The sequence below is a fragment of the Massilia sp. Root335 genome, from assembly GCF_001425685.1.
Taxonomy (GTDB): Bacteria; Pseudomonadota; Gammaproteobacteria; order Burkholderiales; family Burkholderiaceae_D; genus Telluria; species Telluria luteola.
The window spans coordinates 151,835-166,058 of record NZ_LMCY01000003.1 but is presented as its reverse complement, the minus strand read 5'-3'; the positions used below and the strand labels follow the sequence as shown (position 1 = coordinate 166,058).

Here is a 14,224-nt window from a genome sequence, read left to right as displayed (position 1 = left end):
TCTCTTCCAAACGCTTCCGTTCAGCGCAGGGTCCACACGTATTTCACGCTGGTCCATTGCTGCACAGGCTTGCCGTTGTCGAGCGCGGGGCGAAAGCCGCATGTCGCCAGCGCCGTGCGCGCGGCCTCGTCCAGTGTCGCGAAGCCGCTCGATTCCATGACCTTCGAATCCTTCACCCGGCCGTTCTCGTCCACCAGAAAGCCCAGGGTGACCGCGCCCTCGTGGTGGCCCTGCAGGTCGGCTTTTGGGTACTGTGGTTTGGCGCAGCTCCTAAACTCGAGTGTCGCCCTGGCGGTTACGGCGCTGTCGTTGGCCGGCGGACTCGACGCGGCCTGTGCCGCAGCAGCGCAGGCGAACGCGACGCCGGCCACGTAGAACGATGCCGGGACTGGCGGGCAGCCCAGGGTGGAACGGACACTGCGGACGATGCTGAACATGGATTCTCCTTTGGGCCGAGGCCCGGTTGAATGGGAACTGATGACCTCCAGTTCGGGAAGGCGCCGCCTCATGCGAGCGTCCAGATGTACTTGACGGGTGTCCACGTCGGTACGGGCCGGCCGTGGCTCAGTGCGGGCTTGAACCGGCATCGATGCAGCGCGCCGCGCGCCGCCTCGTCCATACTGGCGTAGCCGCTCGACTGCAGGATCTTCGACTCCATCACGGCGCCGGCGGCGTCGACGCGGAATCCCACGATGACGGCGCCTTCGTGTCCGGCCGCGATGTCGGCCTTCGGGTATTGCGGCTTGCGGCAGGAGGTGAAGTCCACGATGGCACGGCGCGACACGTCGGCCGCCGCGATGGCTGGCGCAGCGACGGCTGCCGCAGCGACGGCTGCCGCAGCGACGGCTGCCGCAGCGACGGCTGCCGGGCGGTCCGTGCCGCTGCGCGATGACAACGCGTGGGCACCGGCGGCGCAGGCCACCACGAGACCCAGCACGAGGCTCAGCCCGGGCAGCGCGGCACGCCAGTCCAGCGCCTGCCGATCGGGACGCAGCAGGCGGCGGATGCGCGACGCGAGGTCGCCACCTGTCGCGGCCTGGGCCAGGTGGTGGCGCGAGAACTGCAGGCGCTCCAGCTCGGACAGCGCCCGCGCCAGGCGGCGCGGTTCGCCAAGCAGGCGCGCGGCGAAATCGTCGGCAATCTGCTCGCGCTCGTGGCGGATGCGCCGCGAGATCCACCACACGGCAGGATGATAGAACAGCAGGGCCTCGATCACGTTCTGCGCGAGGTTGACGAGGTAGTCGTGGCGCCGCACGTGGCCCAGTTCGTGCACCAGCAGTGCCTCGAGCAGGGCGGGCGGCATGCCCGTCACGAGCGCGGCCGGCACGAGAACGATGGGCCGCCAGCAACCGGCCGTGATCGGGCTCGCAAGCCTGTCGACGATGCGCAGGCGCAGGTGGCGCACCATGCCTGCACGGGCGGCAAGTTGCGACAGGCGGGCCTGCCAGGTGCGTTCGCCATCGCGACGTTCCGAAGCGTCGCCCCGTGCCGTGTCGTCGTCCGCGCCCGCGCCATGTCCGATCCACAGTAGCCCGAGGGCCATGCGCAGCCCGAATGCCGCCGCGCAGACCGCCCACGCGCCGACGATCGTGTCGAGATGGCGCTGCAGCCAGCCGAACACGCCGGCCGCGTCCGGCAGTGCCGCGTCCGGCGCGGGCACCAGCGGCAGCAGGCGCGCCGCCGGGATATCGCGGCCGTCCTGCAGCATCAGCACGAGGTCGGCCACCGGCCAGGCGATGCAGAGCAGCAGCGCGCCGCACGCCAGGGCATAGCGGCTTTCCGGCCGGGCGTTGCGCAGCGCTACGAGCAGCACGGCCGTCGCGCAGCCGACCAGCGTCCCTTGCCAGACGAAGTGCAGCAGCGTCCAGCCGAGGCTCGCCACGAAGGCGGGAGCTAGCGCGGGCAGGTGCAGCGGCGCGAGTAGATGCGTGGGCAACAGCATGGTCAGCAGCCCACGGGCAAACCCGGCGCTCATTGCTCGTCCTCGTCTTTCAGCAGTTGTTCGATCTCATCGCGCTCCTTTTTCGAAATGCCGCTCTTGAGGGCGGCCAGTACGAGCGCTTTCGCCGAGCCGGCGAAGGCGCGTTGCATCAGGTCCTTGAGCAGATTCGTCTGCAGCGCGTCCTGCGCCTGGGCTGGTGCGTAGACGTGAGACCGTTCGCTCTCGTCGCGGATCAATAAACCTTTGGCGTGCATGATCTGCATCAGGCGCAGCACGGTCGCGTACGTGACGTCCGGGCGTTCCTTGATGATGTCCTCGTGGACCTGGCGCGCCGTGGCCGAGCCGAGCGGCCACAACACTTGCAACAGGTCGAGTTCGGCCGGCGTCGGCCTCGGCAGGGCGGGGGATGTGGTCATGGCAGTCTTGCGGAACGTGGTCGATAAATCTAGACTAGCTTGTCTAGAACGACTTGTCTACAAGTTTATTTTCCGCCGTTTCGCTTGCCATGGGCTTGCTTTGCGCACTAACATAGACATGGTTGTCTACATATCGCCGAGCCCATCCACCGTTGGAGCCTTCATGCTGAAAACCCGTCTGCGCATTGCCGTTCTCGTCCTCCTGCTGGCCACCGGCGCGGCCCGCGCCACGCCCGTCCCCGCGTACCCGTTCGTGCATGTCACCGGCAGCGCCTTCCAGGCCGTCGTGCCCGACATCGGCAGTCTCGACTTCGAAATCGTGGCCACGGACGCCGACCCGGCCGCGGCCCGAACCGTCCTCGAAACGCGCGTGGGAGAAGTGCGTGCCCTGATGGGGCGCCTGGGCATGGAGGACAGTGACGCCGCCGTCCGCGAAGTGCGCCAGAGCGTTCGCAAGGACGACCGGGCCGCGAACGGCGCGCCCGTGTACGAACTGCGCTGCGACGTCCATATCAACGTGCGCAACCTTGCCAACTGGGCGCCGCTGGCCGGCGGCCTGCTCGGCCAGCCGAACCTCGACGGCTTCGCGTCGGCCTTCGACCGCAGCGACATGGACCGTATCAACGACGAACTCATGACGCAGGCGATCCAGGACGCGCGCCGCCGGGCCGAGGTGATGGCGGCCGCATTCGGGCGACGCGTCGGCGGGGTGATGGCGGCGACGCCGGATATGCTGAAGAACCTGGGTACGGCGATGGGCCTGGAGCGCGACGATTTCCGCCACGCGCGCACCACGGGCGATGCGCGCGCCCAGGACGTGGACCGCGAACAACTGCTGGCGGTCCCGGCGCTCAAGCTGCGCCAGCCCGTCGACGTCATCTTCCGCCTGGAAAATGCGCCCAGGCACGCACGGTGACACGAGAGGATGTCCCGGCGCGCCGCCATGAATGCGCGGCGCGAAAAAAAACGCCGGGAGAACCCGGCGTCTGAACGAGGAATCGTCGTTGTGGCGTGCGGCTTATGCGGCTTCGCGGACCGGGTGCAGGTCGGCGGCGGCGTCGTCCGGGCTCGGATTCTTGAGCTCGGCGGTCAGGCGTTCCTGGTCCAGCTCACCTTCCCATTTCGACACGACGATCGAGGCGACGCCGTTGCCGATGATGTTGGTGAGGGCGCGGCATTCGCTCATGAACTTGTCGATGCCGAGGATCAGGGTCATGCCGGCCACCGGGATCGTCGGCACGACGGCCAGGGTCGCGGCCAGCGTGATGAAGCCGGCGCCGGTGATGCCCGAGGCGCCCTTCGACGTCAGCATCGCCACGAACAGGATCGTGAGTTCCTGCGTCAGCGTCAGGTCGGTGTTCGTGGCCTGGGCGACGAACAGGGCGGCCATCGTCATGTAGATGTTGGTGCCGTCCAGGTTGAACGAGTAGCCGGTCGGGACGACGAGGCCCACGACGGATTTCGGGCAGCCCATCTTTTCCAGCTTGCGCATCAGGGCCGGCAGGGCGCTTTCCGACGAGCTGGTGCCCAGCACGATCAGCAGCTCTTCCTTGATGTAGGCGAGGTAGCGGAAGATCGAGAAGCCGGTGAAGCGGGCGATGGCACCCAGCACGATCACGACGAACAGGAAGCAGGTCAGGTAGAACGAACCGACGAGCGATGCCAGCGGGATCAGCGCCTTGACGCCGTATTTGCCGATGGTGAAGGCCATGGCGCCGAAGGCACCGATCGGGGCGGCTTTCATGATGATGTTCACGACGCCGAAGATGGCGTGCGACATGTCGTCGATGAAGCGGGTCAGCGGACGGCCGCGTTCACCCATCATCGACAGCGCGAAGCCGAACAGGATGGCGATGAACAGCACCTGCAGGATTTCCCCTTTGGCGAACGCATCCACGAACGTGTGCGGGATGATGTTCATGAGGAAGTCGACGGTGTTCAGCGACTTGGTCTTGTCGGTGTACTGGGCGATCGAGTGCGTGTCCAGCGTGGCCGCGTTGACGTTGAAGCCGGCGCCCGGCTTGATCACGTTGGCGACGATCAGGCCGATGGCCAGCGCGAAGGTCGAGACGACTTCGAAATAGAGCAGGGCCTTGCCGCCGACGCGGCCGACCTTCTTCATGTCCTGCATGCCGGCGATACCGGCGACGACGGTGCAGAAAATGACCGGGGCAATGATCATCTTGATCAGTTTGACGAAGCCGTCTCCCAGCGGCTTCATCGCGGTTGCGACGCCCGGATCGTAGATGCCCAGCAGGACGCCCACGATAATCGCAAACAATACCTGGACATAAAGGACTTTATAGAATGGTTTTTTCATGACGAGGCTTCATGCGTTATTAGTAACACCGTCATCATTACGCAAAATATCTGGGTCGGCTATTGTGGAAAACCGCAACGGCGGGACAGATATCCGGACCTCGGCTTGCTGAATAACGGGCTGCCGCCCGCAAGCCGACGTCGTCCCCGCGCAGGCGGGGACCCAAGTCCTGTGCGCGGTCGGGAATCATGTCAACGGTCCGGACATTGGGCCCCTGCCTGCGCAGGGGCGACGGGAGACGCGTGCGCCGGTCTCTACTGATTCCGGTACACCGTCCCGCCCTTCATGACGAACCCCACGTTGCGCAGCGCCGCGATGTCGCCCGTCGGATCCCCGTCGACGGCCACCATGTCCGCCAGCATCCCGGTACGGATCGCGCCCAGGTCCTTGCGGTCGAGGATGCCTGCCGCGACGACCGTGGCCGCACGCAGGGCGTCCGTCGGGGTCATGCCCAGGCGCACCATCCACTCCAGTTCGCGCTCGTTCGTGCCGTGGGCGAACACGCCGACGTCGCTGCCGTTGCCGATGGTCACGCCCAGCTTGCGGGCCAGGCGGAAGGCGCGCTCGACCTGCTGCATCGCCGGCGTGGGCGTGCCGCCGCGCACGTGGTGCTGGAAGTATTCGCCGATGGCTTCCGGCGCGGTCAACGTCGGGACATATGCGGTCTTGTGTTCCAGCATCAGCCGGAACGTGGCCTCGCTGGCGCCGTAGCCGTGCTCGATGGTGTCGACGCCGGCCAGCACGGCCAGCCGGATCGCGTCGTCGCTGCTGGCGTGCGCGGCGACCTTGCGGCCGCTCACGTGGGCCGCCGCGACGATCGCCTTCATTTCGTCGAGCGTGAAGGTGGGCCGGGTGCTGCCGTCCGGGCCCGTGCGGTAGTCGGCGTAGAACTTGATCCAGTCGGCGCCGTGGGCGGCCTGTTCGCGCACGGCCCTGGTCGCCTCGTCGGCGCCGGTCGCCTGCTGGGCGCCGTAGGGGATGTCCATGTCCGGCCGGTAGGTCCGCTCCGCGGGGCCGTAGCTGGCCGTCGCGACGATGGCGCGGGTGGCGACGAACAGGCGCGGGCCCGGCACCTGGCCTTCGTCGATGGCGCGCTTGATGCCGACGTCGGCATAGCCGGCGCCCTCCGTGCCGAGGTCGCGCAGCGTGGTGAAGCCGGCCTGCAGGGTGTCGGCGGCGTGGCGCACGGCCAGCGCGATGCGGTAGGCCGGGGCTTCCTTGATTACCTGGTCGTCCCACGTCGTTTCGTTGTACGGATGCAGCAGCACGTGCGAATGCAGGTCGATCAGGCCCGGGATCAGGGTCTTGCCGGGTAGAAGGATGCGGTCGACGTCGGCCGGGACCGGCAGGCTGGCGGCCGGCCCCACGCCCTGGATTCGGCCCTGTGCGACGAGCACGCTCCAGTCCGCGTGCGGGGCGCCGTCGCCGGTCCAGACCTTGTCCGGCGTGAGCAGCATGGGGCGCTGGTCGGCCGCGTGCGCGCCGGGCACGGCGCAGGCCAGCAGGGACAGCGCGGCGATGAAGGTCGTCGTCCAGGTGCGCATCGGTCGTCCTCGATGTCTCGATGATGAAGACGCGATCATAGCCGACGCGCCATGCGGTGGGGAACGGGCGCGGGCGGATGGCTTATCATCATCCGTCATTCCGACAACAAAGGCCGATCCGATGACATTGCGATCCCTCGTCCCGCTGCTGGCGGCGCTGTGCGCGTGCACCGCGGCCGCACAGGAACCCGCGCAACTGATGGACAAGATGGCGGGCGTCTACAAGCAACGCTTCATGAGCGCGACGATCACGCCCGGCAAGGGGCCCGGCGAAGCGGACGTGCCCTACCAGGCCGAAGACGTCATCGAGATCGTGCCGTACGACGCCGGCCATGTGTATGTGCGCGCCCATCTCGATTTCTACAACGGCCACATGTGCGACATCGCCGGCATGGCGCGCTACGAACAGGGCGCGTTCGTGTACCACGATCCCGCGCCGTCGCCGCTGCCGCAGGATCCGCAGTGCGCGCTGAAGGTGAGTGTCGAGCACGGCAAGTTGACGATCACGGACCGCGCGGCGCCCGATGCTCCCGCAAGCTGCCGGGCCTATTGCGGCGCGCGCGGCGCGCTCGAGTATTCGATCGGCATGGACAAGCGCCGCGCGATCCGCTACCTGGACCGGCTGAAGGCGTCGCGGGAATACGGGAGGGCGATCGACGATCTGCACCGGACCGAGTCGCAAACGGCATCCGGTCGGGCGCGCTGAACGTCCGGCTCAGTCCAGGTCGTGCAGCGACTGCGCGATGCCGGTCTCGACGTCGTGAAGAAACGCCGCGCCCTTCGGCGACAGCGCGATGCCGGGCACGGCCAGTTCGACGAGGCAGGCGAGGGCCTGGCGGAACCATTCCATGTCCGTGCCCATCAGCGGCAGCGCGTGGGCGTCGGCGAGGTAGTGCACGGCGCGGGCCAGCAGCGCCGTGTCGCGCCCGGCGTTGCCGACGAGCAGGGCGAAGTCGGCCGCTTCGCGTTCGAAGCGGTCGGCCAGCGTTTCGAGGATGTCGCGCGACACCTGCGGCTGGCTCGAGGCCAGCACGACGTGGGCGAGTTCCAGGCAGGCGTCGTGCAGGCCGGCGATGTCGAAGTCCGACCCGTCGATGGACTCATCCATTTATTGCGCGACCCAGCCGCCGTCCATGTTCCACGCGACCCCGCGCACCTGGTTGGCGGCAGGACTGCAGAAGAACACGGCCAGCGCACCCAGCTCTTCCGGCGTGACGAATTCGCCCGACGGCTGCTTTTCGAGCAGCAGGTTTCTCTTGGCCTGTTCGTTGCTGACGCCTTCGCGCGCGGCGCGGTCGTCGACCTGCTTCTGCACGAGCGGCGTCAAGACCCAGCCCGGGCAGATCGCGTTGCAGGTGACGCCGGTCGGGGCGGTTTCCAGCGCCGTCGATTTGGTCAGGCCGACGAGGCCGTGCTTGGCGGCGACATATGCCGATTTCTGCGCCGATGCGACGAGGCCGTGGGCCGACGCCAGGTTGATGATGCGGCCCCAGTTCTTCCGCTTCATGTAGGGCAGGGCCAGGCGGCTCGTGTGGAAGGCCGAGCTGAGGTTGATGGCGATGATCGCGTCCCATTTCTCGACGGGGAAATCCTCCACGTTCGCGACGTACTGGATGCCGGCGTTGTTGACGAGGATGTCGACCCCGCCGAATTTTTCGCCCACGAACGCCATCATGGCCGCGATCTGGTCCGGCTGCGACATGTCGGCGTTGTGGTAAGCGGTCTGCACGCCGAATTCCTGGCCGACGTCGGTGTACAGCTTTTCGATCTGCTGCGCGTCGCCGAAGCCGTTGAAGACGATGTTGGCGCCTTGCTCGGCCAGCGCGCGTGCGATGCCGAGACCGATGCCCGAGGTCGAGCCGGTGACGAGCGCAGTCTTGCCGCTTAACATGGTGGATTTCATTCGATCCTCTTTCTCGTGGACAGTTTCTATGAAGTGCCGGGTGGTCCCGGGCCAGACTTGGTAGAATTCTAATCGGTCCGCCGGGTAAAATGTTGGCGGCCCCCCGGGACGTTGATATGTTCCGGGCGGATGCATGGTGAACGTCGGGACTGGAAAATGAGCGAACCGAGGATGAAATCCGTGCTGTGCAGTTCGCCCGCCGGCCTGCACCGCATGGCGTACAAGGAGTGGGGCGACCCCGGCAATACGAAGGTGCTCGTCTGCGTGCACGGCGTGACGCGCGTGGCCGACGATTTCGACGCGCTGGCGCGGGCGCTGTCCGACCGCTACCGCGTCGTGTGCCCGGACGTCGTGGGGCGCGGGCGCTCCGGCCGGTTGCGCGATCCGGCGCTGTACGTCATAGCGCAATACGTGGCCGACATGGTGACCCTGATCGCGCGCGTCACGGCGGGCGCGGACGACGAAGGCGTCGAGTGGTTCGGCACGTCGATGGGCGGCCTGATCGGCATCGGCCTGGCGTCGCTGGAAGGCAGCCCGATCCGCCGCATGGTGCTGAACGATATCGGCCCCGTGCTGGACCCGGCGGCGATGGCGCGCATCGGCGACTATATCGGCCAGGCCCTCCGCTTCCGCACCTTCGGGGAAGGGGCCGCGTTCGTGCGGGCGGTGTCGACGCCGTTCGGTCCGCACAGCGATGCCGAATGGGACAAGCTGGCGCGCGACGTGCTCGTCCAGCAGCCGGACGGCCAGTGGATACTCCACTACGATCCCGGCCTGGCGGCGCCGTTCAAGGCGCTGACGCCGGAGACGGTGGCCAGGGACGAGGCGCAGCTGTGGGCCGCGTACGACGCGATCCGCTGCCCGACCCTGCTGGTGCGGGGAGAACTGTCCGACCTGCTGTCGCGCGCGACGGCGGAAGAGATGACGCGGCGCGGGCCGCAGCCGCGCCTTAGGGAAATCGCAGGCGTGGGGCACGCCCCCACGTTCCTGCAGCCGGCGCAGATCGCGATCGCAAGGGAATTTTTGACCGGCTGATGCAAGCCGGAGGTGTTCGGCTCCACGGCCGGGCGAAACGGCCGCAAGGCCACGTTTTACATTTAGAGAAAAGCATGGAAATCAAACGACTGCACGTAGGCAAACGACTGTCCGAAGTCGCCATCCACAACGGTACGGTGTACCTGGCCGGCCAGATCGCGAGCGACACCACGCAGGACATCATCGGCCAGACGCGCGAAGTGCTGGGCCACGTCGACCGCCTGCTGGCCGAGGCCGGCAGCGACAAGTCGCGCATCCTCTCCACCCGGATCTACATCACCGACATGGCCAACTTCCCGGCCATGAACACGGTATGGGAAGCATGGGTCGTGCCGGGCGCCACCCCGCCGCGCGCGACCGTCGAAGCCAAGCTGGCCGATCCGGCCTGCCTGATCGAATTCGTCATCGTTGCCGCCCAGGCGTAAAGACCGTCGATGGTATCGATTGTCGCGCTCGGCGACGCCACCACCCAGCTGGTCCACGGACTCGGCCCCGACGACTGCGCGCGCGTAACGGGCGCGCTGGATTTCGCCGCCGCGTCGTATGGCGAACGCACGGCCGCAACGGGCCAGAGCGCGTTCGAGTTTTCGCTGGGGGTGGGCGGTACGCTTGCATTGCTCGGCAGCGATGCCGAGACCCGCATGGCCGGCCTGCTGTTCGAGCTGGCCATCGTGGAGCCGGGCGTGGCCGAGGCGCTCGAGGAGCGCTTCGGCAAGGAAGTGGCGGACATGGTGCGCGGCGTGCACCAGCTGATCCGCCTGCGCGACCTGACGGCGGCCCAGGCCCCCGTCGGGCGCGGCAAGAATGCGGCGCAGGAGGCCATGGCCCAGGTCGAGACCCTGCGCAAGATGTTGCTGGCGATGGCCAGCGACATGCGTGTCGTGCTGATCCGCCTCGCGTCGTGCGTGATCGCGCTGCGCTTCTTCGCGGAGCACAAGCGCTTCGACGACGTCACGCGCAACTACGGCCGCGAAGTGCTGGACCTGTACGCGCCGCTGGCCAACCGGCTCGGCATCTTCCAGCTGAAATGGGAACTGGAAGACCTGTCGTTCCGGATGATGGAGCCGGACACGTATAAACGCATCGCCAAGATGCTCGAAGAGAAGCGCATGCTGCGCGAGAGCTTCGTGCAGTCGTCCATCGAGCGCTTGCAGAGGGAGCTCGCGGCGGCCGGCATCAAGGCCGAGGTCTTCGGCCGGCCCAAGCACATCTACAGCATCTGGAAGAAGATGCGCGGCAAGGAGCTCGACTTCTCCGAGCTGTACGACGTGCGCGCGTTCCGCGTGATCGTCGACGACATCAAGACCTGCTACACCGTGCTGGGCGTCGTCCACAACATCTGGACGCCGATCCCGAAGGAATTCGACGACTACATCTCGCGCCCGAAAGCGAACGGCTACCAGTCCCTGCACACGGTCGTCACCGCCGAGGACGGGCGGCCGCTGGAAGTGCAGATCCGCACCCACGAGATGCACAACTTCGCCGAATACGGCGTGGCCGCGCACTGGCGCTACAAGGAAGAAGGCGGCTCCAACTTCAAGAGCCAGGAATACGACGCCAAGATCGCGTGGCTGCGCCAGCTGCTGGCGTGGAAGACCGAGGTCGCGAGCGCCGTCACCGGCCAGGAAGAGCTGCAGCGCGAATGGGTCGAGAAGCTGAAATCCACGACGCTGGACGACCGCATCTTCGTGCTGACGCCGCAGGCGCGCGTGCTCGAGCTGCCGGTCGGCGCGACCCCGATCGACTTCGCCTACCACCTGCACAGCGAGGTGGGGCACCGCTGCCGCGGCGCCAAGGTCGACGGCGTGATGGTCCCGCTGAACACGCCGCTGAAGAACGGCCAGACCTGTGAAGTCATCACGGCGAAAGGCCCGGCCGGCAGCCAGGGGCCGTCGCGCGACTGGCTCAGCCCCGGCTACACGGTCAGCAGCCGCACGCGCTCGAAGATCCGCGCCTGGTTCCACGCGCTGGAACTGGCCGAGACGCTGGGGCACGGCCGCGCGCTCGTCGAGAAATCGCTGCAGCGCGAAGGCAAGACCGCGGTCAACCTGGACGCGCTGGCGCACAAGCTGGGATTCGCGAAGGTCGACGACCTGTTCATCGCCGTCGGCAAGGAAAAATTCAGCCTGCGCCACGTGGAAGCGGCGCTGCACGACACGGGCGCGCCGGCGGCGCCCGTCGCCGACGAGGCGGTCGTCAACAAGAGCCGCGCATCGAGCGTGGAGCAGGGCGCCAAGTCGGGCGTGCTGGTCGTCGGCACCGAAGGCCTGATGACGCAGCTGGCGCGCTGCTGCAAGCCGGCGCCGCCGGACCCGATCGTGGGCTTCGTCACGCGCGGCAAGGGCGTGTCGATCCACCGCGCCAGCTGCAAGAACTTCGCCGAGATGGCGTCGCGCAATCCGGAGCGCGTGCTCGAGACGGAATGGGGCGCGACGGGCCAGGAGACGGTGTTCCCGGTCGATATCTTCATCCACGCGAGCGACCGCCAGGGCCTGCTGCGCGACATCTCGGAAGTGCTGGCCATCTCGAAGATCAACGTGACCGGCGTGAACACCCAGAGCAGCAAGGGGTTCGCGCGGATGGTGTTCACGGCGGAGATCAGCTCCACCGGCCAGTTGCAGAAAGCCCTCGCCGCGATCGGCGAGGTGAAGGGTGTGCACGAGGCCAGGAGGACGTAGGGTGGGCACCCCGTGCCCACGCGTGACGTATGGGGTCCGTTCGCGTTACGCGTGGGCGGGGCCCGCCCACCCAACAATGCAGACATGTCGATGACTTCGCTCTTGTACATCAAACCGCGCCTGTGGGGCGTCATGGCGGCGCGCTACGCCGCCAGCTGGTGGGCCATGCTGCACCTGGGCGCCGTGGCGCTCGTGATGGCGCTGACGCCGTCGACGTACCACCGCGCCAACCGCCTCGCGACGTCGCGCTACATCTACGCGAGCACGTGGCAGGTGCTGCCCTGGTTCACGCTGCTCACGGCCCTCGTGAGCCTCGTCATCATCCGCATCGTGCTCGTCACGGCGCAGAGCTATGGCCTGTCGCGCTACGCGCTGGAGATGGTCGTGCGGGTGCTCGTGCTCGAACTGCTGCCGCTGTCGGCCGCGATGTTCGCCGCGCTGCGCGCCGGCATGGCGTTCGACGCCGGCGCCATGGGCCTCGCGCGCAGCGGCGTGCCGGCCGGGGAGGCGACGGCCGAGACGCTGCGCCGCCTGCGCCGCGACCTCGTGCCGCAGGTGATCGCCAACGCGTTTTCCGTGCTGAGCCTCGCGATGGTGTCGAGCACCATCGTCCTCGTGCTGGCCTACCTGAACGTGTACGGCCTGTCGCCGTGGGGCCTGCCGGACTACACGCGCACGGTGGGCCGCGTGTTCGACCCGACCGTGACCCTCGGCTTCGTGCTCAAGACGGTGCTGTTCGGGCTCGCGGTGGCGGTGATTCCGAGCGCCGCCATCCTGGAACTGCTGCGCCGCCCGCGCCGCCTGCGCACGAACGTGCAGCCGGGCGCGCTGCGGCTGCTGTTCGTGCTGCTGCTGATCGAGGCCAGTTCGCTGGCCGTGAAATACATCTGATGACGACCCATGACCGATAACGACAAAGACCGCATGGCGGACGCCCCGCCGGACGAACCGAAGCACGTGGAAGCCAAGGCCCTGATCCTGCTGGTCGTGATCGGCGCGCTGATCGCCGCCTTCTTCCTGTACGTGATGTACGCGCGCGGCGTGTTCGAACAGACGCAGGAACTGGTGCTCGTGGCCGACGATTCCGAGGGCGTGATCCCGGGCATGGACATGAGCTTCGCCGGCTTCCCCATCGGGCGCGTGCGCCAGGTCCGGCTGGGCCGGGACGGCAAGGTCGACGTCATCGTCGACATCCCGAAGGACGATGCGAAATGGCTGCGCACGACCAGCGTGTTCACGCTCGAGCGCAGCGTCGTCGGCGAGACCCGGCTGCGCGCGTACAGCGGCGTGCTGACAGATCCGCCGCTGCCCGACCACGCCCGCCGTCCCGTGCTGCGGGGCGACGCCGCGGCCGAGATTCCGCGCCTGCTGGCGACGGCGCGCACGCTGCTGGAAAACCTGGAGACCATGACGCGCTCCGACTCCCACATCGGCAACACGCTCGCCAACGTCGACGCGCTGTCCGGCCGCCTGTCGGGCCGCTACGGCGTGCTGGGCACGGCACTGGGCGGCGACGCCGAGGCGGAAAAACTGCTGCAGACCCTGCACCGCGTGGACACGCTGCTGGCCAAGACGGACCAGCGCGTGTTCGGCAAGGACGGCGTGATGGACGATACGCAGGGCGCCATCCGCGAACTGAACGGCCTGCTGGCGGACGCGCGCGGCACCTTGCAGAAGGCGGACGCCGTGCTGGCCGAGGCCCAGGCCGTCGGCAAGAACGCGCACGCCGCCACCGAGGACCTGGGCCGGCTGCGCGGCGAAGTCGATGCGAGCCTGCGCAAGGTGAACCGCCTCGTCGACGAGATCAACCGCAAATGGCCATTCAAGCACGACACGGAGATCAAGCTGCCATGACCGTCAAGCCGCTCATCATGATGATCGCCGCCGCCGCGCTGGCCGGCTGCGCCAGCAAGCCGCAGCCGCCCGCGTGGGAAGGCGATGCCAGAAGTTCGCTCGACGGCTTCACGGACGACTGGCTGCGCGGCGACTCGCCCGCCGCCGATGCCGAGTTCGCGCGCGCCCGCCGCGCGAGCGCCAGCACGGGGCGCTTCGACGTCGTCGCCCAGGCCGAGCTGGTGCGCTGCGGCGTCAAGGCGGCGGCGCTCGACTATGACTGCGCCGGTTTCGCGGCGCTGGCGTCCGACGCCACGCCGGCCCAGCGCGCGTACGCTGCCTACCTGGACGGCCGCTGGCAAGGCCTGGACGCGGCCCTGCTGCCGGAGCAGCACCGCGCCGTCGTGACGAGCGGTTCGCTGGCCGGGGTCGCCGATCCGCTCGCGCGCCTCGTCGCGGCCGGCGCGCTGCTGAAGGCGGGCCGCATCACGCCGGCCGACATCGCGACGGCCGTGGACACGGCGTCAAACCAGGGCTGGCGCCGGCCGCTGCT

At 67.9% G+C, this 14,224-nt stretch carries 15 protein-coding genes; 8 read left to right on the top strand and 7 right to left on the bottom strand.

The genetic code is table 11. The features are described 5' to 3' along the window. Positions 1 to 20 precede the first annotated feature (20 nt). The 3 genes from ASC93_RS01205 to ASC93_RS01195 all read right to left on the bottom strand — a co-directional run bounded on the left by ASC93_RS01205 (position 21) and on the right by ASC93_RS01195 (position 2,358). The gene (locus ASC93_RS01205) at positions 21 to 437 is read right to left on the bottom strand and encodes an energy transducer TonB (RefSeq protein ID WP_056435727.1); all 417 of its coding nucleotides are present in this window, start codon (positions 435 to 437) and stop codon (positions 21 to 23) included. 68 nt (positions 438 to 505) lie between these two features. Then, positions 506 to 1,975 (bottom strand): M56 family metallopeptidase, encoded by a 1,470-nt coding sequence (locus ASC93_RS01200; protein ID WP_229412560.1) that lies wholly within the window; start codon positions 1,973 to 1,975, stop codon positions 506 to 508. Beyond that, positions 1,972 to 2,358: a BlaI/MecI/CopY family transcriptional regulator gene (locus ASC93_RS01195; protein WP_056435724.1), complete on the bottom strand. Its 387-nt coding sequence runs from the start codon at positions 2,356 to 2,358 to the stop codon at positions 1,972 to 1,974. The genes ASC93_RS01200 and ASC93_RS01195 overlap by 4 nt, the downstream gene beginning before the upstream one ends. 163 nt (positions 2,359 to 2,521) lie before the next feature. On the opposite strand from ASC93_RS01195, the gene ASC93_RS01190 reads away from it, so the two are divergent. Next, positions 2,522 to 3,274 (top strand): SIMPL domain-containing protein, encoded by a 753-nt coding sequence (locus ASC93_RS01190; RefSeq protein WP_056435721.1) that lies wholly within the window; start codon positions 2,522 to 2,524, stop codon positions 3,272 to 3,274. A gap of 102 nt (positions 3,275 to 3,376) precedes the next feature. Here the strand turns inward: ASC93_RS01190 and ASC93_RS01185 are convergent, their stop codons facing one another. Together ASC93_RS01185 and ASC93_RS01180 are read right to left on the bottom strand one after the other, a co-directional pair. Continuing rightward, positions 3,377 to 4,678: a dicarboxylate/amino acid:cation symporter gene (locus ASC93_RS01185; protein WP_056435718.1), complete on the bottom strand. Its 1,302-nt coding sequence runs from the start codon at positions 4,676 to 4,678 to the stop codon at positions 3,377 to 3,379. Between the two features lie 254 nt (positions 4,679 to 4,932). Continuing rightward, complete coding sequence (locus tag ASC93_RS01180; protein ID WP_056435715.1) at positions 4,933 to 6,222, bottom strand: amidohydrolase family protein; 1,290 nt, start codon at positions 6,220 to 6,222, stop codon at positions 4,933 to 4,935. Between the two features lie 121 nt (positions 6,223 to 6,343). On the opposite strand from ASC93_RS01180, the gene ASC93_RS01175 reads away from it, so the two are divergent. Next, positions 6,344 to 6,928 (top strand): hypothetical protein, encoded by a 585-nt coding sequence (locus ASC93_RS01175; protein WP_056435712.1) that lies wholly within the window; start codon positions 6,344 to 6,346, stop codon positions 6,926 to 6,928. A 9-nt stretch (positions 6,929 to 6,937) separates the two neighbouring features. On the opposite strand, the gene ASC93_RS01170 is transcribed toward ASC93_RS01175, so the two are convergent. After that, entirely contained in the window at positions 6,938 to 7,330 is a 393-nt protein-coding gene (locus tag ASC93_RS01170; protein ID WP_056435709.1) for a hypothetical protein, read from the bottom strand. Next, positions 7,331 to 8,125 carry a 3-hydroxybutyrate dehydrogenase gene (locus tag ASC93_RS01165; protein WP_056435706.1) on the bottom strand — a complete coding sequence of 265 codons (795 nt, stop codon included), beginning with the start codon at positions 8,123 to 8,125 and terminating at the stop codon, positions 7,331 to 7,333. A gap of 156 nt (positions 8,126 to 8,281) precedes the next feature. Here ASC93_RS01165 and ASC93_RS01160 point away from each other — a divergent pair, with 156 nt between their 5' ends. The 6 genes from ASC93_RS01160 to ASC93_RS01135 form a co-directional block, all read left to right on the top strand. Beyond that, on the top strand, positions 8,282 to 9,160 hold the full coding sequence (locus tag ASC93_RS01160; RefSeq protein WP_056435703.1) for an alpha/beta fold hydrolase: 879 nt from the start codon (positions 8,282 to 8,284) through the stop codon (positions 9,158 to 9,160). 74 nt (positions 9,161 to 9,234) lie between these two features. Continuing rightward, positions 9,235 to 9,585, top strand: coding sequence for a RidA family protein (locus tag ASC93_RS01155; protein ID WP_056435700.1), 351 nt, complete (start codon positions 9,235 to 9,237; stop codon positions 9,583 to 9,585). 9 nt (positions 9,586 to 9,594) lie between these two features. Continuing rightward, positions 9,595 to 11,838 carry a bifunctional (p)ppGpp synthetase/guanosine-3',5'-bis(diphosphate) 3'-pyrophosphohydrolase gene (locus tag ASC93_RS01150; RefSeq protein WP_056435698.1) on the top strand — a complete coding sequence of 748 codons (2,244 nt, stop codon included), beginning with the start codon at positions 9,595 to 9,597 and terminating at the stop codon, positions 11,836 to 11,838. Positions 11,839 to 11,928: 90 nt separating this feature from the next. Beyond that, the gene (locus ASC93_RS01145; protein WP_229412552.1) at positions 11,929 to 12,729 is read left to right on the top strand and encodes an ABC transporter permease; all 801 of its coding nucleotides are present in this window, start codon (positions 11,929 to 11,931) and stop codon (positions 12,727 to 12,729) included. 9 nt (positions 12,730 to 12,738) lie between these two features. Further along, complete coding sequence (locus tag ASC93_RS01140; RefSeq protein WP_229412543.1) at positions 12,739 to 13,692, top strand: MlaD family protein; 954 nt, start codon at positions 12,739 to 12,741, stop codon at positions 13,690 to 13,692. Beyond that, positions 13,689 to 14,224 (top strand): hypothetical protein (locus ASC93_RS01135; RefSeq protein WP_229412538.1); only part of this gene is annotated, 536 nt, incomplete at its 3' end. The genes ASC93_RS01140 and ASC93_RS01135, both read left to right, overlap by 4 nt.